The 24653-nt window shown below is 60.3% G+C and carries 20 protein-coding genes; 6 read left to right on the top strand and 14 right to left on the bottom strand.

Going from position 1 to position 24653, the window contains the following annotated elements; translation table 11 throughout:
* Positions 1–4 precede the first annotated feature (4 nt).
* On the top strand, positions 5–853 hold the full coding sequence (locus JN12_RS02120; protein WP_145017611.1) for a glycosyltransferase family 2 protein: 849 nt from the start codon (positions 5–7) through the stop codon (positions 851–853).
* Entirely contained in the window at positions 832–1620 is a 789-nt protein-coding gene (locus tag JN12_RS02115; protein ID WP_145017609.1) for a glycosyltransferase family 2 protein, read from the top strand. Before JN12_RS02120 ends, JN12_RS02115 begins: the two co-directional genes overlap by 22 nt.
* Positions 1621–1719: 99 nt before the next feature.
* Here the strand turns inward: JN12_RS02115 and sucD are convergent, their stop codons facing one another.
* Both sucD and sucC read right to left on the bottom strand, forming a co-directional pair.
* Complete coding sequence (gene sucD / locus JN12_RS02110; protein ID WP_145017608.1) at positions 1720–2616, bottom strand: succinate--CoA ligase subunit alpha; 897 nt, start codon at positions 2614–2616, stop codon at positions 1720–1722.
* A 14-nt stretch (positions 2617–2630) separates the two neighbouring features.
* The gene (gene sucC / locus JN12_RS02105) at positions 2631–3788 is read right to left on the bottom strand and encodes an ADP-forming succinate--CoA ligase subunit beta (RefSeq protein ID WP_145017606.1); all 1158 of its coding nucleotides are present in this window, start codon (positions 3786–3788) and stop codon (positions 2631–2633) included.
* Between the two features lie 405 nt (positions 3789–4193).
* Between sucC and JN12_RS02100 the strand changes: the two genes are divergently transcribed.
* Positions 4194–9584: a CxxxxCH/CxxCH domain c-type cytochrome gene (locus tag JN12_RS02100; RefSeq protein ID WP_170241814.1), complete on the top strand. Its 5391-nt coding sequence runs from the start codon at positions 4194–4196 to the stop codon at positions 9582–9584.
* Between the two features lie 155 nt (positions 9585–9739).
* Here the strand turns inward: JN12_RS02100 and JN12_RS02095 are convergent, their stop codons facing one another.
* Together JN12_RS02095 and JN12_RS02090 are read right to left on the bottom strand one after the other, a co-directional pair.
* Positions 9740–11035, bottom strand: coding sequence for a nitrite/sulfite reductase (locus tag JN12_RS02095; RefSeq protein WP_145017601.1), 1296 nt, complete (start codon positions 11033–11035; stop codon positions 9740–9742).
* Positions 11036–11057: 22 nt separating this feature from the next.
* On the bottom strand, positions 11058–11594 hold the full coding sequence (locus JN12_RS02090) for a DUF4337 domain-containing protein (protein ID WP_145017599.1): 537 nt from the start codon (positions 11592–11594) through the stop codon (positions 11058–11060).
* Positions 11595–11858: 264 nt separating this feature from the next.
* Between JN12_RS02090 and JN12_RS02085 the strand changes: the two genes are divergently transcribed.
* The gene (locus JN12_RS02085; RefSeq protein ID WP_145017597.1) at positions 11859–13469 is read left to right on the top strand and encodes an ammonia-forming cytochrome c nitrite reductase subunit c552; all 1611 of its coding nucleotides are present in this window, start codon (positions 11859–11861) and stop codon (positions 13467–13469) included.
* Positions 13470–13625: 156 nt separating this feature from the next.
* Positions 13626–15227 (top strand): diguanylate cyclase domain-containing protein, encoded by a 1602-nt coding sequence (locus tag JN12_RS02080; protein ID WP_145017595.1) that lies wholly within the window; start codon positions 13626–13628, stop codon positions 15225–15227.
* Between the two features lie 4 nt (positions 15228–15231).
* On the opposite strand, the gene JN12_RS02075 is transcribed toward JN12_RS02080, so the two are convergent.
* The 5 genes from JN12_RS02075 to JN12_RS02055 all read right to left on the bottom strand — a co-directional run bounded on the left by JN12_RS02075 (position 15232) and on the right by JN12_RS02055 (position 20227).
* Positions 15232–15630 (bottom strand): nuclear transport factor 2 family protein, encoded by a 399-nt coding sequence (locus JN12_RS02075; RefSeq protein WP_145017593.1) that lies wholly within the window; start codon positions 15628–15630, stop codon positions 15232–15234.
* Positions 15630–16373, bottom strand: a complete 744-nt coding sequence (locus JN12_RS02070) for an outer membrane protein assembly factor BamD (protein WP_145017591.1) — start codon at positions 16371–16373, stop codon at positions 15630–15632. Before JN12_RS02070 ends, JN12_RS02075 begins: the two co-directional genes overlap by 1 nt.
* Positions 16374–16507: 134 nt before the next feature.
* On the bottom strand, positions 16508–18307 hold the full coding sequence (gene typA / locus JN12_RS02065) for a translational GTPase TypA (RefSeq protein ID WP_145017589.1): 1800 nt from the start codon (positions 18305–18307) through the stop codon (positions 16508–16510).
* Between the two features lie 148 nt (positions 18308–18455).
* The gene (locus tag JN12_RS02060; protein ID WP_145017587.1) at positions 18456–19319 is read right to left on the bottom strand and encodes an NAD(P)-dependent oxidoreductase; all 864 of its coding nucleotides are present in this window, start codon (positions 19317–19319) and stop codon (positions 18456–18458) included.
* A gap of 44 nt (positions 19320–19363) precedes the next feature.
* Positions 19364–20227 carry a TIGR02757 family protein gene (locus JN12_RS02055; RefSeq protein ID WP_145017584.1) on the bottom strand — a complete coding sequence of 288 codons (864 nt, stop codon included), beginning with the start codon at positions 20225–20227 and terminating at the stop codon, positions 19364–19366.
* Positions 20228–20337: 110 nt separating this feature from the next.
* Here JN12_RS02055 and JN12_RS02050 point away from each other — a divergent pair, with 110 nt between their 5' ends.
* A complete protein-coding gene (locus JN12_RS02050) occupies positions 20338–20838 on the top strand; it encodes a chemotaxis protein CheX (RefSeq protein ID WP_145017582.1) in 501 nt (166 codons plus the stop codon).
* Between the two features lie 55 nt (positions 20839–20893).
* On the opposite strand, the gene dtd is transcribed toward JN12_RS02050, so the two are convergent.
* The 5 genes from dtd to dapF form a co-directional block, all read right to left on the bottom strand.
* Positions 20894–21334 carry a D-aminoacyl-tRNA deacylase gene (gene dtd / locus JN12_RS02045; RefSeq protein WP_145017580.1) on the bottom strand — a complete coding sequence of 147 codons (441 nt, stop codon included), beginning with the start codon at positions 21332–21334 and terminating at the stop codon, positions 20894–20896.
* A gap of 389 nt (positions 21335–21723) precedes the next feature.
* A complete protein-coding gene (locus tag JN12_RS02040) occupies positions 21724–22242 on the bottom strand; it encodes an O-acetyl-ADP-ribose deacetylase (protein ID WP_145017579.1) in 519 nt (172 codons plus the stop codon).
* An 11-nt stretch (positions 22243–22253) separates the two neighbouring features.
* Positions 22254–23108 (bottom strand): deoxyribonuclease IV, encoded by an 855-nt coding sequence (locus JN12_RS02035; RefSeq protein ID WP_145017577.1) that lies wholly within the window; start codon positions 23106–23108, stop codon positions 22254–22256.
* Positions 23105–23524, bottom strand: coding sequence for an HIT family protein (locus JN12_RS02030; RefSeq protein WP_145017908.1), 420 nt, complete (start codon positions 23522–23524; stop codon positions 23105–23107). The genes JN12_RS02035 and JN12_RS02030 overlap by 4 nt, the downstream gene beginning before the upstream one ends.
* 217 nt (positions 23525–23741) lie before the next feature.
* Entirely contained in the window at positions 23742–24590 is an 849-nt protein-coding gene (gene dapF, locus JN12_RS02025) for a diaminopimelate epimerase (RefSeq protein ID WP_145017575.1), read from the bottom strand.
* Between the last annotated feature and the right edge of the window lie 63 nt (positions 24591–24653).

Genomic DNA, 24653 nt, shown 5'->3' with positions numbered 1-24653 from the left:
GTATATGCCCGACTCGACTCGTTCAACGGCTTTCTGCGGCAGTGGTACCTTGGCTCGTATGGGGAGTCGAGGTACTCACGCCGGCCGAATTCCTGCCGGTATTCGCACCTTCCCCTTCCGGCCGTTCCCGGTCCCTGACGTCATGATCTCCGTCTGCATGGCCACTTACAACGGCGAGCGGTTCCTCCACCGCCAACTGGAGACGATCCTCCCCCAGCTGGCGGACGGCGACGAACTGGTGATCGCCGACGACTCCTCCACGGACGGGACCGTGGCGATCGTCCGCTCCTTCGCAGACCCGCGCATCCGCCTCTTCACGGGAAACCGTTTCCTGAGCCCGATCTTCAACTTTGAGTTCGCCCTCAAGCAGGCTCGCGGTGATATACTGGTGCTCGCCGACCAGGACGATGTCTGGCTGGATAACAAGCTGGCCGTGGTGCGGGACTGTTTTGCCGGGGAGTCGCGGCGGCCCTATCTGGTGGTGCTGGATGCCCGGGTGGTGGACGAGAACGAGGCAATGATCCACCCGTCGGTGCTGCGGAAGCTGAAGGCCGGTCCGGGATTCTGGAAGAACCTCTATGACAACCGTTATCTCGGTTGCTGCATGGCCTTTTCCCGCGATCTGCTCGACCGGGCGCTGCCGTTTCCCCGCCGGATTCCGATGCACGACATCTGGCTCGGCCAGCTCTGCGAGCGGATCGGCACGACCGCCTTCGTCCCGGAGATCACGATGCAGTACCGCAAGCATGGCGCCAGCCTGACCGACTTCAGGATCGAGTTCAGGCCCTGGCTGCAGATCAAACGGCGGGTTGTTCTCGCCTGGAACCTTCTATGCCGCTCATATCTATCGTGATGCCGTCATACAATCAGGCCCCGTTCCTGGAGGAGGCGGTCCGGTCGGTCCTCGACCAGAATGGGGTGGCGGTGGAGCTCCTGGTTCTGGACCCGGGCTCCACGGACGGCTCCTGGGAGCTGCTGGAGAGGCTCAGGGAGGGGTACGGCGAGCGGCTGCGGCTGATCTTCGAGCCGGACGAGGGGCAGTCTGATGCGGTGAACAGGGGGATGGCACTGGCCCGTGGGCAGCTGCTCGGGTGGCTCAATTCCGATGACCGGCTGCGGCCCGGAGCGCTGGCACGGATTGCCGGCCGTCTGGATCACGGCCGGCCGGCCTGGCTCTACGGCCGGGCCGGGATGATCGACGGGAGCGGCAGGCCGATTACCAGCCTGATCGTCAGGTACAAGAACTGGCGGGGGGGGCGGTTTTCCCGGCTGAAGCTCCTGACAGAGAACTTCGTCCCCCAGATGGCGACCTTCTGGAACCGGGGGATGTGGGAGCGTGCCGGCGTGCTCGATACGGCGAAGGACCTGGACATGGACTACGACCTCTGGCTCAGGTTTGCCGCGGTTGCCGAACCGGTGGTGCTACCGGACGAACTGGCCGACTTCCGGGTGCACGGCGCGGCCAAGGGTAGTATGCGGACCGGCGAACAGCTGGCTGCCGCCCTGGCCACGGCCAGGGAGCACTCCGCTACCCTGGGGTGGCGGGGGTCGGTCGCCCTGGCGATCCACCGGCTCCTCGGCCTGCGGACGCGGCTGTTGTATCTGCTGTTGAAACCGTGAAGGCAGGATGAAGGAACGAGGTTAAATGATAAAGACGAAACGGCCGCCATGCTGGTTGCAGCAGACGGCCGTTTGTGTATTGCTTCGAACCTCGAACCTTTATCCTCGCCCCTTTATCCTCGGCCCGGCCTTCAGCGCCTCCTGCATGGCACTCCCCATCTTGGTCGGGCTGGGGGCGACGGTGACACCGCACTCCTCAAGGGTCCGGATCTTGTCCTCGGCCTTTCCCTTGCCGCCGGTGATGATGGCGCCGGCATGGCCCATCCGCTTGCCCGGCGGGGCCGTGACCCCGGCGATGAACGCAGCCACCGGCTTCTTCATATGCTCCTTGATCCAGTAGGCCGCTTCTTCCTCGGCACCGCCGCCGATCTCGCCGATCATGAACACCGCTTCGGTCTCCGGATCGCTGTTGAACAGCTTCAGGACATCGATGTACTTCATGCCGATGATCGGGTCGCCGCCGATGCCGACGCAGGTGGACTGGCCGAGCCCCAGGTCGGTGAGCTGCTTGACCGCCTCATAGGTGAGGGTGCCGCTGCGGGAAACGACGCCGATCTTACCCGGCTTGTGGATGTAGCCCGGCATGATGCCGACCTTGCACTCGCCCGGGGTGATGACCCCCGGGCAGTTGGGGCCGACCAGCCTGGTCTTGCTCTCTTCCAGCATCCGCTTGACCGGGACCATGTCCCGCACCGGTATTCCTTCGGTGATGCAGACCGCCAGGTCGATGCCGGCTGCAGTCGACTCCAGGATGGCGTCGGCAGCTCCCGGGGGGGGCACGAAGATCATGGAGACGTTGGCGCCGGTGTAGCGGACCGCCTCATCGACGGTATTGAAGACCGGGATACCTTCTATGTGGATACCCCCCTTGCCCGGAGTGACACCGGCAACGATCTTGCTGCCGTAGTCCCGGCACTGCTGGGTGTGGAACAGGCCGCTGCGGCCCGTGATTCCCTGGACGAGGATCTTCGACTCTTTGTTCAACAGTATGGACATGGTTTTTCTCCGTTTTATCCCAACATCCCGACGATCTTCTCCGCCCCGTCACCCAGCGTGTCGCCGGTCTGGACGTTGAGTCCCGATTCGGCCAGGAGCCGCTTTCCTTCCTCCACCTGGGAGCCGTCCATCCGGACGACAATGGGGAGGGCGCACTGAACCTCGGAGGCCGCCTCGATGATCCCCTGGGCGATGACGTCGCAGCGCATGATGCCGCCGAAGATGTTGACGAAGATCCCCTTCACGTCCGGATCCTGGAGGATGATCTTGAACGCCTCGGCCACCTTCTCCCGGGTCGCCCCGCCCCCCACGTCCAGGAAGTTGGCCGGTTCGCCGCCGTACTCCTTGAGCACATCCAGGGTGGCCATGGCCAGGCCGGCACCGTTGACCATGCAGCCGATGCTGCCATGGAGCTTGATGTAGGCCAGGTCGTACTTGCCGGCGTTGATCTCCAGGGTGTCCAACTGGGAGTAGTCCACCATGTCCGGATACTCGCGGTGACGGTAGATGGCGTTGTCGTCAAAGGTGATTTTGGCATCCATGGCCATGAGCCAGCCGGCCTTGGTGACTACCAGCGGGTTCACCTCCACCAGGGCGCAGTCCTTGTCCAGCATCACCTTGTACAGATTGAGGATCAGCTCGACGCAGTCCTCGCAGAGGCTGCCGGTGAGCCCGAGCGCCAGGGCGATCTTGCGGGCCTGGTAGGGGCGCAGCCCCATGTAGGGGTCGATGTTCAGGACGTGGATCTTTTCCGGCGACTTCTGGGCCACCTCCTCGATCTCCATCCCCCCTTCGGCCGAAGCGATCAGGCAGTAGCGGGAACTCTCCCGGTCCAGGGTCAGGGAGAGATAGAACTCCCGGGCGATCTCCACCGCCTCCTCGACGAGGATCCGGCGGACTTTGAGACCTTCCGGCCCGGTCTGCGGCGTGACCAACCGTTTGCCGAACAGCTCCTTGCCCAGCTCCTGGGCCTGTTCCGGGTGGTGGACCAGTTTGACGCCACCGGCCTTGCCCCTGCCACCGGCGTAGATCTGGGCCTTGACCACGCAGCGTCCCCCCATCATCTTGGCGGCCCGTTCCACCTGGTCCGAGGTGAGCGCCACCCGGCCCCGCGGGATCGGTATCCCGTACGTGGCCAGGATCTCCTTTGCCTGGTACTCGTGAATGTTCATGCTCTTCACTCCTTTTTAGTCAGGATGAACTAATTCAATATCAGTAAAAAACAATCTGGGCAAGCGGGTTTTGAAAATTAGTTTTAATAAGTATTAAAGGTTATAGACGATTAACCCGTAAACACAAGAACCTGTTCAAAAAAACCACCAACATTCTGTCGTTATAGAAAAGGTGGCATGTGTCGTGCTACTTCTTGTACTCACGCAACTGGCTGTATCCGCGAAACATTCAGCGATTGTAATGTGTTAGGTGGACAGTTCGGCGATGCAGTGTAGAGGTGGACGGTTATTTCACGGAATTATCAGGCAGGGATTCCGGCATACAACGTTTTTTTAGCACGCATTTTTTAATGAATACAAAGTATGCAGAAGTGTTTCAAGGTTACCGAGAAAAAGGAGCTTATCATGGGAAAGAGCAGAAGCAGAGTTATGGGATGGCTGGTGGTTCTGGTTGTCTGTCTCTGGGGAGGGGGGGGCTTTGGTGCCACCCTTACGCACAACAGCCTGAACACCAACTCCACGTACTGGAGCGGCAACGGTGGCTGGGGCGTCACCGGCGGTAAGTACGGTCAGTTTACCTGTACCACCTGCCACAACAAGACGACCACTAACATCAAGCGGGTGAATCAGTCGATGGCGACCTTCATCGGCGTGAGCACCACCACCCCGAAGTCGATCGTCTTCAACAACGTGACCGGTTTCGGTAATGATGCCGGCGGTCACCTCACCTCCCAGAGGATCTGCGAGGTCTGCCATACCCAGACCAAGTACCACCGGTACAACACGACCGGTCAGACCGAGCTGAACCACCAACAGGCCAACAATACCGATTGTCTCTTGTGCCACCCGCACAATACGGCGTTTGCCCCATCCTGCGGCACCTGCCACGGCTACCCGCCCGCAAGTGCCACTCCGGGACCCGGTGGCCTGGCATCGCCCGCTACCGGCGCCCTTCCGGCTACCAAGTCCGGCGCCCACACGGCCCACAACGCCCTGAGCATGAAGTGCGAGACCTGCCACAACGCTTACAACGGCGCCCAGCACAATACACCGACCTACAAGAAGATCGAACTGGGCTTTGCCATCAATAACACCAACTGGACAACCTTCGGCACGACCCCGGTCACGACCGGTACCTACAATGGGCAGTTGAACGCCAACCTGACCAACGGCTACACCTGGAACACGAACTCCGTCGGCACCACGATCAACCAGTCTGCCGGCACATCCACCTGTTCGCTGTACTGCCACGGCTCGACCCTGACCGGCGGTTCCGCGAGCACTGCTGACTGGTCGGTCACCGACGGGACCCAAAAGGCCTGCGGCGCCTGTCACGGCACCACCGCAGCCAGCGCCCCGACAGCAGGCAGCCACACCCGCCACGCCGGCAACAACGCTGGCGGTCTCTCCCTCACCTGCGACAAGTGCCATGGCAGCATCACCAGCAACGCCCATGTCAACGGTAGCGTTGGGTGGGACCTCACCGCCCTCTCCGGCACAGCCAGCCGCGGTTATACCCCCTCGGGCGGCTCCCTCGCCGTCAGCGGCGGCACCGGCAACCTGGCGCCGAGCGTTGCCTACGGCACCTGCAGCAACATCTACTGCCATAGCAACGTCCAGTCTCCCAACGGTACTGGCGGTGCGACTTCATACAAGACACCCACCTGGGGAAGCGGACCGCTGCCGAGTGATTGTACGGGGTGCCACTACGGTCTGGCAACGGCCTTCACCCCGATGAGCTCCGGCACGCACCGCAAGCATATCGCCATCTACAGCTACCAGTGCTCCGACTGCCACAACGGCGCCGGCTCCGGTACGGCCAAGCATGCCGACGGCAATATCGACGTCAGCTTCAACACCACCTGGGGCGCTTCCGCCGCCTACAGCCAGGCGGTCAACACCCCGGGCAACGGCTTCGGTACCTGTTCCAACGTCAGCTGCCACATTTCGACCACGCCGACCTGGGGCAGCACGCTTCCGACCGACTGTACCGGATGCCACGGCAACGAGACCACCTCCTCCACCGCCCTTTCCGGTGCCCATACCAACCACCTGAACAAGTCGACCACCGGCGGTGGCTTCAAGTGTAAGGATTGCCACGCCGCCACCATCACCAATACCGACAACCGGACCCTGGCCAACCGGACCGTCCATGCCAACGGCTACATCAACTACACCGGCGCCAATGCCGGCCACAGCACCGTAGCCACCGGCTCGCACGTATCCTGCGCCACCTTCTACTGCCACTCCAACGGCAAGGGAACCTACCTCACCCCGCCGACCTGGACCAGCGGTTCAGTCCTGAGCTGCAACGGCTGCCACGGCACCACCACCGCCCAGGGCTTCCCCGACTACGTCAGCGGCGGGGCCGGCGCCTACACGGCCAACAGCCACCAGAAGCACAACCCGGCGGCAACCGACTGCTACAAGTGCCACCGCACCACGGCCAGTGCCACCGCCGGCCAACTGGTGAGCGGCAGCAACGACCACCTGGACAGGACGGTCAATGCCCGGCTCTCCAACTTCAACGGCACCTTCAGCACCTATTCCGGTGCCTACAGCACCAGTGCCAAGACCTGTTCCGCCACCTACTGCCACGGAGGTGCCAATACAACCCCGGCCTGGGGTAACGTGGGGAGCACCAACTGCACGAGTTGCCACAGTGCGAACAGCAGCCTCCCCGGCGCTCACGGCATCCACTACGCCTCCACTGCGGTATCAACCGGGAGCTACTACAACTACTCGGGCAACCAGAGCACCACCACCACCTACCGTTTCACCTGCGGCAGCTGCCACAGCGGCGCCAAGGGGGCGGTCCACGCAGGTGGCGCGGCCAACGCCAACGGCGCGGCCCAGGTCTTCTTCGCCTTCACCTCGGCGACCATGAAGGGGAGCTACAGCTACGGCACCCTGGCCGGCAATGACAAGGGCTTCAACTACTCGGCCGGCGGTACCGGCTGCAACACCACCTACTGCCACAGCAACGGTCAGGGGGGCAACGGCCTGACCTCGGTGGCCTGGTCCACCACTGCCAGCACCGGGACCTGCGTTCAGTGCCACGACACCAAGCAGACCGGGGCCACGGCGACCGGGCTTTCCGGCAAGCACGACAAGCACATGAACCCGACCAACAACGGCATCATCGGCCTCAACAACGGCTTCAGCTGCATCGACTGCCACGGGAAGACCGTGAGAAACAACACCACGATTGCCGACAAGACGAAGCACGTGAACAAGTTCGTCGACTTCTCCTCGGTTCGCGGCGGCGGGAGCGCCAAGTATGCCGCCGGTACCAAGCAGTGCAGCAACATCTACTGCCACTCGAACGGTAACCCGGGTGCCCTGGTCTACGTGAATCCGCAGGCATGGAACAGCACCCAGACCCTCTCCTGCAACGGCTGCCACGGTACCAGCGGCTTCGGGGCGCCGGACTACGCCAACGGCGGTGCCGGCACCGCTACGGCCAACAGCCACCCGGCCCACGTCACCAAGCTGAACATCACCAACACCACCGGCTGCGCCACCTGCCACGTCAAGACCGCAGACCTGGCTACGGCCAATAAGTTCAAGGATTACACCGCTGCCTCCTACCACCTGAACGGCAGCCCGAACGTCATCTTCAATGCGCTCGGCGGCAAGACCGGAACCTGGAGCGGTTCCACCTGTTCCGCCACCTACTGCCACGGCACGGCCGCCTCGCCGGCCTGGGGCTCCGCGTCCCTTGCCTGTAACGCCTGCCACTCGGCCAACAACGTCCTGCCCGGCGCCCACGGCATCCACTATGCCTCTACCACGGTGGCTGCCAGCTACCTCACCTACTCGGGCAACGTAAGCAGCACCAGTGCCTACCGCTTCTCCTGCGGCAGCTGCCACAGCGCCGCCAAGGGGGCGATCCATGCCAACGGTCCGGCCAACGCCAATGGCGTGGCCCAGGTCTTCTTCGCCTTCACCTCGGCGACCATGAAGGGGAGCTACAGCTACGGCACCCTGGCCGGCAGCGACAACGGCTTCAACTACTCGGCCGGCGGTACCGGCTGCAACACCACCTACTGCCACAGCAACGGTCAGGGAGGCAACGGCCTGACCTCGGTGGCCTGGTCCACCACTGCGAGCACCGGGACCTGCGTCCAGTGTCACGACACCAAGCAGACCGGGACCACGGCGACCGGGCTTTCCGGCAAGCACGACAAGCACATGAACTCGACCAACAACGGCATGATCGGCCTCAACAACGGCTTCAACTGCGTTGACTGCCACGCCAAGACCGTGAGCAACAATACCACGATTGCGGACAAGACGAAGCACGTGAACAAGTTCGTCGACTTCTCCTCGGTCCGCGGCGGCGGGAGCGCCAAGTACGCCGTCGGTACCAAGCAGTGCAGCAACGTCTACTGTCACTCGAACGGTAACCCGGGTGCCCTGGTCTACGTGAACCCGCAGGCATGGAACAGCACCCAGACCCTCTCCTGCAACGGCTGCCACGGCACCAGCGGCTTCGGGGCGCCGGACTACGCCAACGGCGGTGCCGGCACCGCTACGGCCAACAGCCACCCGACCCACGTCAACTACCTGGGAATCACCACCACCACCGGCTGCGCTTATTGCCATGCCAAGACGGTGGATGCCGTGACCGCCAGCAAGTTCAAGGATTACACCGCTGCCTCCTATCACCTGAACAAGACACCGAACGTCATTGCCGGCAAGGGCGTCTCGTTTGCCTGGGCCCAGTCCACCGGCACCTGCTCCAACATCTCGTGCCACAACGCCGGCTCCAATAATGTCGCCGTACAGTGGGGCTCCATCCTCAAGTGCGACGGTTGCCACCCAACCCTCTCCGGCGCCCACAACCGCCACATGGGCCAGATCGCGCTCTCCAGCATCCCCGGGTTCGATAACTTCACTGCCAACCGGTCCACCGGCGCCGGCAGCGGACCAACCACTCCGTACGGCTTTGGCTGCGCCAACTGTCACCCGATCGCCGAAAGTGCCAGCCACATGAACGGCACGGTCGACGTCGTACTGACGCCGATCGCCGGTGCCGGCACCCTGAAGAACAAGAACACCAACGGCACCAATAACGGTGTCTACAACGGCGACAAGACCTGCGATGTGGTCTACTGCCACAGCGATGGCAAAAATCCGCTGGTCATTGGCACCAACGGAAAGTCTCCGGTCTGGACCGGTAGCTTCACCAACGCCGACCGCTGCGCCAACTGCCACGGCAACCAGCCGACCACGGCGGCTCACTCCGCCCATGCCGTCGGCATCCACTACGACAACACCTTCAGCGGGACCAGCGGCAAGCTGGCGAAGGCGCCGCCGTACAATCAACCAACAGTCAACGCCGCCCACGGCGCCGGCAACCGTGCCACGACCATTAACTGCAACATCTGTCACAACAGGACCGTTTCGGTATCCTACAACGACAAGAACAGCATCTGCGTCACCTGCCACAACGGCACGACCGCTACCCTCAGAGGTAACGCCGAGATCGCCGACCTGTCGGCACACGTGAACGGCAGCGCCGATGTGAAATTCGCGGCGGTCAACATCGCCACCAAGGCCCAGCTGAGGAACGGCAGCTTCGACAGCTACACCGCTGCCACGGCCGGAGGTTGGTCGCGCAACAGGGGCTACAAGAACTACACCAGCTCCTACGACCTGGCCAAGACCACACTCTTCGGTACGGCCTCGTACAGCGGTGGCAGCTGCTCCAACGTGGCCTGCCACGCCGGTCAGACGGTTACCTGGACCTCGACCACCGTCACCTGCGACAGCTGCCATACCAGGCTCTGATAATGCCGCAACTGCCGGGAGTCCGAAAGGACTCCCGGCAACGATCAACCCCCTGTTCGGAAACGGACAGGGGGTTTTTTTTATACGTCAACGGAGACGTGGGTCCGGGACGCACGGATGCATGAACAAAAAGGTTGAGAAAAGGCGGGTAAGGCTCAGGCGAGCGTGTTCACTGCGCTGAGAAGCTCATCAAAGGTGATATCCCGGTGGGTGGGCACGGCAAAAGGTTGGTCGCCGTTGCGGGTCAGCACCGTGAAACGGGGCGTTTGGGAGCCGTCCGCTTCTTTTGCGATACGCGAAGCATAGATGCCTACATCGGCGAGCTGTGGCTGGGAGCAGGAGTTATTGCAGCCTGCCACTGCCCAGGAACGGTGGCAAGAGGAAGAGTTCATGCGACTGATCAGCTCTCTCGCTATCGTGCGTGTTGGGGCGAGCCCCATTCGACAGTCGTGGTTTCCCGGACAGATGCGAAACACAACCTTCTCTTCCGGTGTGGTGCCGCTCAGTCCCAGATCGGTCAGTTGCGCACAGGTAGTTGTGGCCTGTTCGATGGTCTTGACATACATCGTGATATTCTGGTCAGCGGTCACCGCCAGTATGCCATCCGCGAAGCCCGTTGCGATACCGGCCACGCCCCGGAGCGTGGCCGTATTCAATTCTCCCGCAAAGATGCCGACCTCGATACGGATCAATGCCTCATTCCGGGACGGTGTACCGGAATGTGTGGCGTTGGCTCCGGTTTGGATGGGTTCGGTGCGGGGAGATTTCAGGAGGGCGCGGAATCCCTCTTCACCGTTCGTGGCGATAAGGTGCTTGAGCCGCTTGCCGGCAGGTGTGTGTGCACGGTAGGTGCGGATGATCTCCTCGATGATTGGAATGACCGAATTCTCCGGAACCCCGCTGAACAGCAGGAATCCGGGCCTGGGCTCACGCCCCAGGCCTCCACCGGCCCAGAGATCGTAATAGGAGATCGGGCCATCTGTCCTCGTCAGGACCAGACCGGCGTCCTGGATCAGATGACGGGCGCCGAAATAGCCCGCATCCACACTGATCTTGAATTTTTTAGGGAGATCCTCGAACTCCGGGTTGCCGGTGAAGTGGTCGTGAAGTATTTGACAGAAGGCCTGTACCGTCGGGATATTCCGTGTGCCGGTTGAACTGCAGGATATTCCCCTGACCGCGCCGCCGCAGGAACCCCGGGTAGCCAGGCCGGCCTCGGCCAGGCGTGTGCCGACATCTGCCAGGGCAGCGTCAGTAAGGTCGTGGAGTTCCATGCTGCCGCGGGTCGTCAGGTGCACCCTGCCGCCGGCAAAGGCATCGGCGATGTCCGCCACCGTTACGGCCTGTCGGGCCGTGATCCGGCCGGCAGCCAGCTTGATCCGCTGCATGTAGCGGCCGTCCCGTTGAGTGTAAATTCCATTGATGCGCAATTCCCGAAGATTGCCCGGCATTATTGCTCCACTTTGGTATCAGCTACATGAACAGCAAAAATCCGTTGGTGAATGAAACGATCCCCACAATACCGATGCCAAGCCCGAGGAGCCAGACCAATTTCTGTTTGAGCAGGGCAGCTATCGAGGAGAGAAGGATTGCAATCTGCAGGAAGATGACGGCGATACCGAAGGCCTGCCCATGGCGTTGCGCGTCGTCCCTGACCCTTTCGAACCGCTTTGCCTCTTTTTGTATCTGATTCTTTTCCACGTCATACTTTGCTATCTTGTTGCCATACTCGGCTATCATCTTTTCATACTCTGCGGATCTGCCCCGTTGTCCCTTGCCCCACATGGATTTCAGTTCCAGTTCCAGTTTTTCCCTGCTCATTTCATAAAGGTATCCTTTGACGCTCTTTGCCTGGAAATAGGCCCACTGGTCGGATGCCTGGGTCTGGCTCATGACGGAACGGGTTGAGTACCCGCCGGCCTTGAAGGTGGCAAGCGTAGCGCAGACCGCCAGGACTACCGTTGACAGGGCAAGATAATTGAGCCAGGGGTCCTTCTTGTCATCACTCATGAGTTTTCTCCGAGAGGGTATGCGCAAACGATGCGGCCATTATACACAAAATTGAACTCAGGTAAATGGCCGGAAGCGTCAGGTTGTTTTTGACTTACGTAAAGGTGCTTCAATGAAGTATTGGTAATTTTTTGGCAGTCAAGTAAAGCGCTTGGGATGGGTTGCCATTTCGGTAAAAGTTGATAGCTTTTAATGGTGCAACCATCCCGACGTATTGAGAAGTAGTATAGTGTCAGTGTCCATAAAATCGGAAAGGAGATGAGCATGAACGCAAAGAAGGTTTTTGTTCTGGTATGCGGGACAGCAGCGCTGGCCAGCGCAGTGACAATTCCTCACCTGTCTGCCGCGGCCAAGGGGAAGCCTGCTGCCACGGCACAGGAACCGGGCAGAGATACCTGCTACACGTGCCACGACGAGATCAAGGCGCTGAAGGAAGGTTCGAAACATGCCAGGCTGGGTTGCAGTGTCTGTCATGGCAACCTGGGAAAACATGTGGAAAGCCAGGGGGAGGTCAAGCCCGTTACCACGATCGACCAGGCACTCTGCGGCAAGTGCCACAAAGACCAGTACGACAGTTTCTACAAGACGAACCACGAAGCGGCGGCCCGCAAGGAGAAGGGGACGCCCACCGGCCGCTCGCCCCAACAGGACAAACTGCTGGCGCCCTACGGGTTCACTATCGAGCATAACGAGCCCCGCGGTCACGCCTTCATGGTTACCGACCAGTTCATCGTCGACCGTTTCCAGGGTGGTCGTTACCAGTATAAAGAGGGGTGGAAGGGGTATGACAAGCCGGGCAAGACCTGGGATGTGCTGGTGGACAAGGGTGAGAAGACCAATCTCCCTGAAACGGCCATGGCCGGCAACCCGACCTGTATCCAGTGCAAGACCTCCGACCACATCCTGAAGTGGAAATTTATGGGGGACAAGGACCCGAAGGCCAAGTGGGACCGCACATCTAACGTTAACGACGTGGCCAGGGACACCAACAACCCGGTCGGCTGTATTCACTGCCACGATCCCCACGGCACCCAGCCGCGGGTGGTGCGTGACGCCCTCATTCAGGCCATCGGCAAAGACCCGGCCGGCAATATTTTTGCCAAAGGAGGCAAGACCGACCTGAAGGAGGTGGATTTCCGGGGCTTCCGTAAGATTGGCGTCATGAGCAAGACCGATTCCCGCATGATGTGCGCCCAGTGCCACGTGGAGTATGCCTGTGGAACGGGCAGTCAGTGGTCGGACGGCAAAAAGGTGGGATACGACGACCAGCGGACCAACCACATGCCGCTCAAAAACGCCAGGGATCTGCTGGCCCACTACAAAAAGCTCGACTTCTATGACTTCAAGCACGCCGTCACCGGTGCCCGCCTGATTAAGATGCAGCACCCGGAGGCCGAGACCTTTGCCGGCAGTGTCCACGACAAGGCCGGGGTACAGTGCCACCAGTGCCACATGCCGAAGCAGAAGGGTAAAAATGGCAAGCTGTTCTCCACCCACGGCGTGATCCGCCCCAAGAACCACATCAAGGAGGCGTGCCTCAGCTGCCATCCGAAATACACGGTCGAGCAGAAGCTGTACCAGATCGAGACCATACAGAACTACACCAAGGGGAAGATGCGCAAGGCCGAATACTGGATCGGCAAGTTGATCGATACCTATGCCACGGCCAAGCGGGCCGGGGTGCCGGAAGAGACCCTGGCCAAGGCCCGCGGGAAGCATGAAGAGGCCCATGTCCTCTGGGAATTCTGGACCGCCGAGAACTCCGACGGCTTCCATAACCCGGATCTGGCCCGCGACACCCTCACCGGTTCCATCAAGGCGGCCAAGGATGGGGTGAAGGTGCTGGAAGACGCCATGGAGCCGAAGGCAAAGTAATATCCGATCATAACTGCCAGCAGACAAGTGCCCGGGATGGTAACAACCCGGGCACTTGTCTTTATCTCTTGCATTGATCGTTGCTTTTGGGGGATTATTTGATACACCTGATCACGTGCCGGTCTCGCCTATGTGCCAACATGAACTGGATGGAAAGTGGAAACTGCGCTCCGTGTCCTGATAATAGAAGACTCCCGCGACGATGCGGAAATTCTGGTCTGGGAACTGAAAAAGGCCGGATTTACCGTGGTGTGGGAGCGGGTTGAGACCAGTACCGAACTGGAAGCCGCCTTGGATGGCCAGTCGTGGGATGTGGCCCTCTCCGATTACGTCATGCCCCAGTTTAGCGGGCTTGAGGCCCTCAAGATAATTCTGCAAAAAGGGCTGGATATCCCGTTTATCATGATTTCCGGGAAGATGGGGGAGGAGACTGCCGTCGAGGCGATGCGTGCCGGTGCAGGTGACTACCTTCTCAAGGGACAGTTGACCCGTCTCGGTCCGGTTATCCGGCGGGAACTTGCCGAGGCCGACATCAGACGCCAGCGGCGACAGTCGGAACAGGAGTTGACCCTCCTGAAAAAGGCCATCGAAACCCTGCCCATCGGGGTGACGATTTGCGACATGGAGCGTAGGATCATATTTACCAATCCTGCCGAAGCGGCCATGCATGGCTATACCGTTGAAGAGCTCATTGGTCTCAATGTTCGGGCCATGGCCCCTGAACGAACCTGGCGACCCTACACGCCGCATCATGGTCCGTCCGGCGATGCCAGTTACCACCGTGAGAGCGTCAACCAACGCAAGGACGGCAGTCTCTTCCCCGCCTATATCATTTCCACGCTGCTTAATGACGAGGCCGGGACGCCGATAGCTGCCATCTCCACCTGCGAGGATATTACGGCCCGCAAGGAGGCGGAGATCGTAATCCGCAAGCAGCTTGCCGCCATGGAGAGCTCCATTGACGGCATGGTGATCACCGGCGACGGTGGACGGATTCTCTTTCTCAACCATGCCCAGATTGCCCTGTACGGTTATTCTTCAGACGAAGAGTTGATAGGAAAAAGCTGGCATATCTTCTATGGGGACGAGGAGCGGCAAAGGCTGGAGGAAGAAGCAATCCCGGCTTTGCGCAGGGATGGCCAATGGCGAGGTGAGGCCTATGGCACCTGTCAGGACGGCAGCACCTTTCCGCAGGAAGTTTCCCTGACCGTGTTCAACGGTGCCGAAACCATCTGGGTGATCCGGGATATCAGCGAACGGAAGCAGGCCGAAGAGAAGCTCCGCTATCTCAGCACCCATGACCCGCTGACCGGCCTGTACAACAGGCTTTACTTCGAGGAAGAACTGGAACGGTTGGAGCGTAGCCGCCTCTTTCCCGTCGGTGTGGTGATGATCGATGTGGACGGGTTGAAGCAGATTAACGATACGCTGGGACACGCTGCCGGGGATAAAATCCTGCAGAAGGCGGGACGGGTGCTCGTTTCGGTCTTCAGGGGTGAAGACATGGTCGCCAGGATCGGCGGGGACGAATTCGTGGTCCTGCTTCCCGGTGCGGACGAAGCGGCTGTATCAAAAGCGTTGGAGCGTGTCCGCTCCAGTCTTTCCGAGCAGGTGGCGAACGGTAATGGGGCGCTTTTGAGTCTCTCTCTGGGGATGGCAATCGCCGTGCAGCCGGGAACGCTTCTCGATGCCCTGAAACTGGCTGACAAGCAGATGTATCAGAACAAGTCCCGGCATGTCTGTCATCGCAAAGGCTGACACGCTATAATCCTCCCGTAATACGCCAGCCGCCTGCCTCCCGCTGTAATCGGATCGTCTCTTTGCCCTGAAGTGCCAACGTTTGCCCCTTGATCCTGACCCGCATGGTGTAGGCTCCCCTGACGACGGCGTGGTCGCCGGTGACGTCGATCTCTTCGATCGTTCCCCGGTAGGCGAAGCCATCGCTGTTGACGAGGGTATCTGCCAGCTCCCTGGCCTTCCCGTTGTAGTCTTTTTCTTTGTCGTGGTAGGTTCGGGAGATGAGTGTGAGGTAGAGACCGACGTTTCTGGTTGTGAGGGCCTGGTAGCGGCCGGTCGCCACAAGGGACACCGCCTTACGGTCGGCACTGCCGTCGTTGCAGGCCGCGAGGATAAAGAGCGCCACGGCGATCAGCCGGTGCATCAGTAATACTTGTCCATCGTCTTTCTGGCCTCGTTCACGAACCTGCTGGTGGGGTAGTCCTTGGCCAGGCGGTTGAAACTGTCACGGGCCTTGTCCCGGTCGCCATTGCGGAGATGGGCGGCACCAAGGTAGTAGAGGGTTTCGTCGTGGAGGGCCTGGGGAAAGCGCTGGAGGGCTTCGGAAAGGCGCTTGATGGCAGCCGGGTACTTGCCGCTGCGATAGTAGAAGCTGCCGACGTAGGTTTCGTACTGGACCTGCTTTTGTCGTACAATCTCCAGCTTTTCCGTAGCGTCCTGCACGTATTCCGATTTGGGATACTTGCGGAGAAACTCCTCGAAGTAGGATATGGCATTCGTTACCGGCGTCTGGTCCGTGTCGATACCGGCAATCTGATTGTACTGGCAGACCCCCAGTTGATACAGGGCGTAGGCGCTTTTCTCGTGGGTCGGATGGAGTTTGCGGAACTCTTCGTAGGAGGCGGCTGCTTCTATGTAGGTACCGGCAGCGAACTGGGCGTCGGCAATCTTCAGTTCCGCCAGGGTGGTCAGCTCGGGCGAGGCGTAGGTCTCCTTGACCCGCTTCCATTCTGCAACGGCATCCTCGTAGTGTTTGGAGGAATAGAGATCTTCGGCCTCCTGAAAGTGCTCCTGGGCCGACCGCTGAACCGGTCCGGTGCTAGCGCAGGCACAGAGGGTGAACAGGATGAAGGATAGGACACTACTCCGCAGCAGGCTATGGCGCATGAGACCCTCGTTGTGGGATTGGATTCCTGCTGAACGTAGTGAAAAAGACGGGGAAAGTCAACAGAATCGAGGAGCGAGGATAAAGGATACAATTCAAAGAGATATTGCCAGTCCTTTAACCCCGCTCCTCGTTCCTAGCCTTTCCTCTTCCTTTTGGTCGGCTCCAGCTCCTTCTTGCGGAGACGAATCGACTTGGGGGTCACCTCTACCAGTTCGTCGTCGTCGATGAACTCCAGCGCCTGCTCCAGCGTGAGGATGCGGGGTGGCGCCAGTTTGAGGGCGTCGTCGGTACCGGAGGCCCGGACGTTGGTGAGTTTCTTCCCTTTGCAGGGGTTCACGTCCAGGTCGTTGTCCTTGGCGTGCTGGCCAATGATCATGCCGCCGTAGACCTCGATGCCGGGGCCGAGGAAGAGGATGCCGCGGGGCTGGAGGCCGTCCAGTGAGTAACCGGTGGTTTCTCCGAGCTCCATGGCGATGAGGACGCCGTTTTTGCGGCCGGGAATCTCCCCCTTGTAGGGGGCATAGTCGTGGAAGGTGTGGGTCATGACCGCTGTGCCGCGGGTATCGGTAAGGACTTCGCTCCTCAGGCCGATGAGGCCGCGGGCCGGGATGATGAATTCGAGGCGGATGAATTCACCCATCGGCTGCATGGAGGTCATCTCCCCCTTGCGCGGTCCCATTTTCTCGATGATCGCCCCCTGGAACTCAGTCGGCACATCCACTACCAGATATTCCATCGGTTCCAGCTTCTGGCCGTTCACGTCGCGGAAAATTACCTCCGGCTTGGAGACGGCCATCTCGAAACCTTCGCGGCGCATGTTTTCGATGAGAATTGACAGGTGTAGTTCACCACGGCCCGAGACCTTGAAGGTATCGGCGTTGTCGGTGTCTTCCACCCGTAGCGAGACGTTGGTGCGCAACTCTTTGTCCAGCCGTTCGCGGATGTTGCGGGAGGTGACCATTTTCCCTTCACGACCGGCAAAGGGGGAGCTGTTGACGATGAAGTTCATGCTGATGGTCGGCTCGTCGATGGCCACATAGGGCAGGGCAATCGGGTTTTCCGCACTGGCCAGGGTCTCACCGATGCCCACTTCGTCGAAGCCGGCAATGGTGACGATGTCGCCGGTCACTGCCTCGGCGATTTCCACCTGCTTCAGCCCTTCGTAGCCGAGCAGCTTGCTGATCCGGCCTTTAGTGCTGCTGCCATCCCGCTTGATAACTGACAGTGTCTCGCCGGTCTTTACCTTGCCGTTGTAGATCTTGCCGGTGGCGATCCGGCCGATGTAGTCGTTGTAGTCTATGTTGGTCACCAGCAGCTGGAACGGTGCATTGGCATCACCCTTGGGGGGGTGAACGTTGCTTTCCACCACGGCAAAGAGCGGCTCCATGCTGGTGGATTCCGAGGCCATATCCAGCTTGGCGTACCCCATTTTGGCGCTGGTATAGACAATGGGGAAGTCCAGCTGGGTATCCGTTGCGTTCAGTTCGCAGAACAGGTCGAAGACCATGTCCACCACTTCGCTCGGCCTGGCGCCGGGACGGTCGATCTTGTTGATGACGACAATCGGCTTCAGTCCCAGGTCGAGGGACTTCTTGAGCACGAAACGGGTCTGGGGCATGGGGCCGTCCAGGGCATCCACCAGCAGGAGCACCGAGTCGACCATGGTGAGAACCCGCTCCACCTCGCCGCCGAAGTCGGCGTGGCCCGGGGTGTCGACGATGTTGATCTTGTAGCGACCGTGGTGGACTGACAGGTTTTTGGAGAGGATCGTGATGCCACGCTCCTTTTCCAGATCGTTTGAGTCCATCACCCGCTCGGTAATGGCCTCGTTTTCCCGGAAAACCCCGGCGTGCTTCAGCATGGCGTCCACGAGCGTGGTCTTGCCGTGGTCGACGTGGGCGATAATGGCTATGTTGCGAATCAGTTCCTGCATGGAATACCCCTTTTCTGTTCAACAAAGAAAAAGACGGGCAGGAGCCCGTCAAAACCTTGCAACTATGGGGGTAATGGGGAGAAAAAGCAAGTTAAATTTTTCTTTGAAAACAGTGGGATGCTGGAGGGGTGCCATGCGCCCGCCGTTGTCAGGTCGTGATCGTCTTGATGAGGGCGCAGAAATCCTCGTCGCCCAATCCGGCCGCCTTTGCCCGTTTGAAGGCCTCGTTGGCCGTGGCAGCGCTGGCAAGCGGCTGGTCCAGGCGGTCACCAAGGGCTACGGCCAGGCGCAAATCCTTTTGCATATGTTTGAGCGGAAAGGCCGGGGCGAAATTCCCCTGGCCGATGGCGCTTCCCTTGAGCTGAAACATGGGGTTGGCCAAGGCGCCGGCGGCAAGCACCTTCAGGATATCGCCAGCCTGCAGGCCGGCCTTGTCGCCAAGGGCCAGTCCTTCACAAAAGGTGGCCATCATCCCCCCCATGATCATGTTGACCACGAGCTTCATCCGGGCACCATTTCCCACCTCTCCCAGATAGAGGATCTTTTTGCCCATTTTCTCCAGGCCGGGCAAAGCTTCGTCGTAGAGGGAGCGGTCGCCGGCGGCGAGGATGATGAGGCTGCCGTCTTCGGCCGGTTTCCTGCTCCCGGAAACCGGTCCCTCCAGGTAGCGGCCCCCCCTGGCGGCGATGCCGGTGGCTATCCGCTGTGCCGTGCCATCGTCCACGGTCGACATGTCCACGTATCCCCGGCCGGCACCTATTCCGTCGAGCACGCCGTCGTGGCCGAAACAGACCGCTTCGGCAGCGGCCGGGTCGGCCAGCATGGCAAAGGTGATGCTGCACTGCGCCGCCACGCGGGCCGGGGTCGGCACCTGCTGCGCCCCCATGGCGACGAGTTCGGCGCACTTGTCGGCGGACCGGTTCCAGATGGTCACCGGAAAGCCTCCCCGCAGCAGATTCTTCGCCATGGCGCTCCCCATGATGCCGAGGCCGATGAAGCCGAATGTTTGCATGAAAATCCTCCTGTGAAGTTCTGTTTTTGCCTTTTCCAGTACCTTCAGGCCTGCCCCAGCCCCAGCCTGCATATCCCGGCAATGGAGCAGGTGAGGCATTTGGTCAGATCCTTGCCGTCGCACCCTTCTGAGATGCCCAGGTGGCACAGGGAAAAGTCGTATTTGACCGGGTCGACCGGATCGTATTGCCTCAGAGCTGCGGTAATCTCCCGGGCCATCCGCCAATCCCCCTGCTTGCGGTCGGTGAAGCCGAGGAAGCGGCAGATTCGCTGGATATGGGCATCCACCGGCACGATCAGTTGCGCCGGGGCTATCCCCTGCCAGAGGCCCAGATCTATCCCATCCTCCGGGCGCGCCATCCAGCGCAGGTAGAGGCAGAGCCGCTTGCAGGCACTTCCCGCTGCCGGTGAGGGGAAAAGGAACGGGAAATAGGAATCGCCGGGGATGGCCGGTGCACCGAAGACGGGGGCATAGTCGAGCGCCAGGACCCGGGCCGTAAAGGAGGCCATGGATTCGGTCACATCAGGGGCCGACGGATCGTGTCCCGCCAGGTAGAACGCCTCGATGGAGCCGGCCGACTCCAGTATGGTCCTGATGGCCAGAAGCAGGGCGCAGAGATCGCGATCGTCGTTGAAACGGTGCTTGAAGCCGCTGTAGATGCTGAGGGCCTTCCGCGGCTCAAGCTGTTCCAGAAAACGGCGTGGCGCACTCCCCATGGGCGCGAAGATCTTTTCCAGATTGCTGCGGATGATCTTTACCTGGCCGTAGGCGAACAGTGCGGCAATCAGCCCGACCACCTCCCGATCGGCCGGGTCGGGGTAGCGGTGGCAGAAGGCGAGCGGGTCGTTGGCCAGGTGCGCTGGAGAGCGGGCCGCATAGAGCCCATCGAGGAGTTTCTTTATATGCATTCGTTTGCATTCGTTTAAGTTGGCCGTCGAACGGCCGATGGACATTGAACAGACGGATGATAAAGTATCACAAGCAATCGACCGGCACCAATGGTAAAAGGAGGGAGAGCGTGAGCAGCATCAGTTTTGAAGAGATCATGTTCACCATCATGTCCGCCACCCAGGACACGTTCAAGAGCTACCTGAACATCGACCTGCTGGCGGGAAAGGTGGAAAAAAAGCTGGAACCGGTGGAATCGGACGTCATCAGCATCGTCGGTGTGGCCGGAGACCGGGTGGGATACATTCTTTGTGCCTCGGACAACGATACGGCCCAGCACGTGGCGCGAGAGATGCTCATGTGCGACGATCCGAGCGGGGACGATATCCGCGACGCCTTCGGCGAACTGGCAAACAATATCGCCGGCGCCTTCAAGACCAAGTACCACGAGCAGTACGGCAGTGTTGCCCTGGGTTTGCCGTTGGTGGTTTCCGGGAAGCTGCGTCCCCTTGCCGAGCCTCCCCAGCCCGAGCCCGAGACGCCCAGTGTCAATGTCCAGTGCAAGGGGGTGACCATTCCGTTCAAGAACACCGAGGGGACGATCTCCTTCTGTGTGATGGTGTATATGTGAGGAAATAGGAAAAAACGTGCGCCAAAGTTGAGGACTGATCAGTCTTTTCGATCCTCTAACGGCTCTCCAGAATAAACGTCACTGGTCCGTCGTTCACCAGCGATACCTGCATGTCGGTCTGGAAAATCCCCGTTGCCACAGTTGTTCCGGTTTCCCCGACCCTGTCCACGAAGTAGTCGTACAACCGTTTCCCTTCGTCAGGAGGGGCTGCGGTATCGAAGGATGGTCGCCGCCCTTTGGCGCAGTTCCCAGCCAGGGTGAACTGGGATACTGCCAGGAGCCCCCCGCCGATCTCCTGCACCGACAGATTCATCTTGCCAGTCTGGTCCTCGAAGATCCGCAGTTCTACGATCTTTCGTGCCAGCCAATCGGCGTCTCGCTCTTCATCCCCCCGTTCAACACCGAGCAGCACCAGTATCCCCCGATTTATCGCTCCGACCGTGACCCCGTCCACTTTCACCCGTGCCTCGCTGACACGCTGAATCACTGCTTTCATGATGCCTCCGAAATACTGTTATCTGTCGTTGCTGGTAGATATACGGCTGTGCCCAGCGGGAAAATGTGATTAGGTAAAACAGTATTGTGAAAATATTTTAAATAGAAACAGCATATTAGGATTGACGGATTAGTAGTTATTGATATAGTCGGATTTAACACAATCACTTTGACGGAGGTACACGGTATGGAGTCGGTCAAGTTCGGATTGGTGATGGCCTGCGCGTTCTTTGGCGGGATCGGAGTTCTGTTCATGCTCTATGTTTCTGTACTCGGCCGCAAGTCAAAATGAGCCTGCTGGGTCACTGTCTGTCGTTACCCATGGTGACGAGACAAAAGGCCGGTCATCTGACCGGCCTTTTGTCGTTTTGAGACAGTGGCCAGGGTGTGTCATTCCGGTGCATGACGCGCCGTGCGCCTGTAGGCGGCTTCTGCTTCTGCGCCGAACGGAACAAATACCACCCGCTCCAGTTCCTGATAGCGCTCCAGTGCAGATTCGGCTTCTTCCATGGCAATGGCGCAGGCCTCGGCCAGTGGATAGCCGTAAACTCCGCAGCTGATGGCAGGGAAGGCTATGGAGTGGAGGCCGTGTTCGTGGGCCACGGCAAAGGACCGTTGGTAGCAGCTTCTGAGAAGCTCCGGCTCGCCCCGGCTGCCACCGTGCCAGACCGGGCCGACGGTGTGAATGACATGTCCGGCCGGCAGCCGATACCCATTGGTTATCTTGGCATCGCCGGTTTCGCAGCCGTTCAGCTTCCGGCATTCGGCCAGCAGTTCCGGCCCGGCAGCCCTATGGATGGCGCCATCCACCCCGCCACCGCCCAAGAGCGAGGTGTTGGCCGCATTGACAATGGCGTCCACTGACAGTTTCGTGAGGTCTCCCGGGATGATTTCGATACGCTCGTGCATGAACGTTCCCCCTATGTTTTGATCAGCCCCCGCAGCAGCGAGAGGTTGATGGCATCCATCTCGTCGCTGTCCCCCTTGGGGGTCTCCAGAAGCTTGGGAATGGCCGCGAAGAGAGGGTCGTTCATGATGAACCGGAACGGCTCCAGCCCCATGGCACCCTGGCCGATATGTTCGTGGCGGTCGACTCGGCAACCGAGCCCTTTCTTTGAGTCGTTAATGTGGAAGCAGGCCAGCCGGTCGATGCCGATGAGCCGGTCGAATGCGGCCCAGACCTGGTCGTAGCTTTCCCGGGTGGTGAGGTCATAGCCGGCGGCAAAGGTATGGCAGGTGTCGAAGCAGATACCGAAGCGGTCGGGGAAGCTTGATCCGTGGATGATCTCCGCGAGCTGCTCGAAGGAGTACCCCAGGTTGGTCCCCTGGCCGGCGGTGGTTTCGAGCAGCACCGTGCCGGTGAATTCGGGCACAGCAGTCAATAGGTGATCGAATGCCTCGACGATGCGGGCGATGCCGGTTGCTTCGCCATCCCCCACATGTGAGCCGGGGTGCATGACGATCTTGTTGATCCCCAGGAGAGCACAGCGCCGCATCTCCTCGCCAAAGCCTGCCAGGCTCTTGTCCCTGGTCTCGCCCGGTGCGGCCGCAAGATTGATCAGGTAGATGTCGTGGCTCACCACCTCGTGCATGCCGGAGGCGGCCAGCTTTTCGCGGAACAGGGCAGCATCGGCGTCGGACGGCATTTTGCCGCGCCACTGGTTGGAGACCTGGGTGAATACCTGGACGACACCGCAGCCGGCCTGAACGCCCCGATCGATGGCGAGGTGGATACCGCCGGCAATGGACATGTGCGCGCCAAGATAGTCTTTCATCGCTCCCCCAGGGTCTGTTGTATTGCGGCAATGCGTTCCGCGTAAGCCGCAGCCGAAACGGTCGCCGGCTCGTGCGGCTCGCTCCAGATGGGGCGGGGCCAGAGCGGATCACCGGCAAAGCGGGGCACCAAGTGCCAGTGCATGTGCGGCACCATGTTGCCGAGCAGTTCGTAATTGATTTTATCAGGTTGGAAGAGCTTGTACAGGGCCGCGGCCACTGCAGTTACCTCCTCCATGACGGCTATCCGGGTAAAGCGGTCCAGGTGGAACAGCTCCGTGACATGTTCTTTCGTGAAGACAAAGGTATAGCCGGGGAAAAACTGGTCGCGGTTCAGGAGGACATAGCACCGCTCCAGTTCCGCGATCCTGAGATCGGCGTCGTCACTCCACTTGCGGCACATCGGGCAGTCGGTCATCCGGCGCTCCATAGCAGGTTGCTGAAAAACAGCCATCTCGCCGCCGTCCTCGCAAGCTCTTCGGTGCGGCGTAGCGCTGCTACGCCTCCCTCGAAGCTTGCTGCGGGTGCGACGATCTGACTATTTTTGAGCAACCTGAGGTTCTTAATATCGTCCTTAACGACAAAGGGCCAAAGGTGGATGCCTTTAGCCCTTGTGATTGAGAGTGTGGCAACGGTTACAGCTTGCTCAGGTTGATCTCGCCGGAGAATACCTCGGTTGCCGGACCGGTCATGTACAGGTGACCGTCCTCGGCCCATTCCAGCTCCAGGTCGCCGCCGGAGAGGTGGTTGCGTATCCTCTTCTCGGTCAGGCCGTTGAGGGCTCCGGCCACGCAGACGGCGCTGGCGCCGGTGCCGCAGGCCAGGGTCTCGCCGGCACCGCGCTCCCAGGTCCGCTGGCGCACCTCGGTGCGGGAGATGATCTGGACGAACTCCACATTGGTCCGCCGGGGGAAGAGGTCGTGGTTCTCGATGAGCGGGCCGTACTTCTCCACCTGGAAGGTTTCGACGTCATCCACGAAAATGACGCAGTGCGGATTCCCCATGGAAACGGTCGTGATGTTGAAGGTGGTATGCAGAATGTTCAGTGGCTGGTTGACGGTCTGATCCCCCTGCGGCTCGCCCATCATCGGGATCTCCGCCTTGGTGAGCCGCGGTTTGCCCATGTTGACCCGTACCCGCTCCACCTTGTTGTCGCTGCCGGTGAAGAGCTGCAGGGTCAGGATGCCGGCACCGGTTTCGGCGGTGATTTCCTTTTTGCTCACGATGCCGTGGTCATAGGCGTATTTTGCCACGCAGCGGATACCATTGCCGCACATTTCCGATTCCGAGCCGTCGCTGTTGAACATCCGCATCCGCACATCCGCCTTGTCCGAGGGAAGGATCAGGATCAGGCCGTCGGAGCCGATGCCGAAGTTGCGGTTGGAAACCTTAATGGCGGTGTCTGCTGGATTCTCAACCGGTTCGGCAAAACAGTTCACATAGACGTAATCATTGCCGGCACCGTGCATTTTGGTGAATTTCATGGGTCTGGCTCCTTTGGTGCAATGGGGATCGTTTCCGGGCGGGAATTGCAAATACATAGCAAA

The organism is Geobacter argillaceus (assembly GCF_007830735.1).
Taxonomy (GTDB): Bacteria; Desulfobacterota; Desulfuromonadia; order Geobacterales; family DSM-12255; genus Geomobilibacter; species Geomobilibacter argillaceus.
Note: the sequence above shows the minus strand (reverse complement) of the source record. Positions and strands in the feature narration are given on the sequence as shown.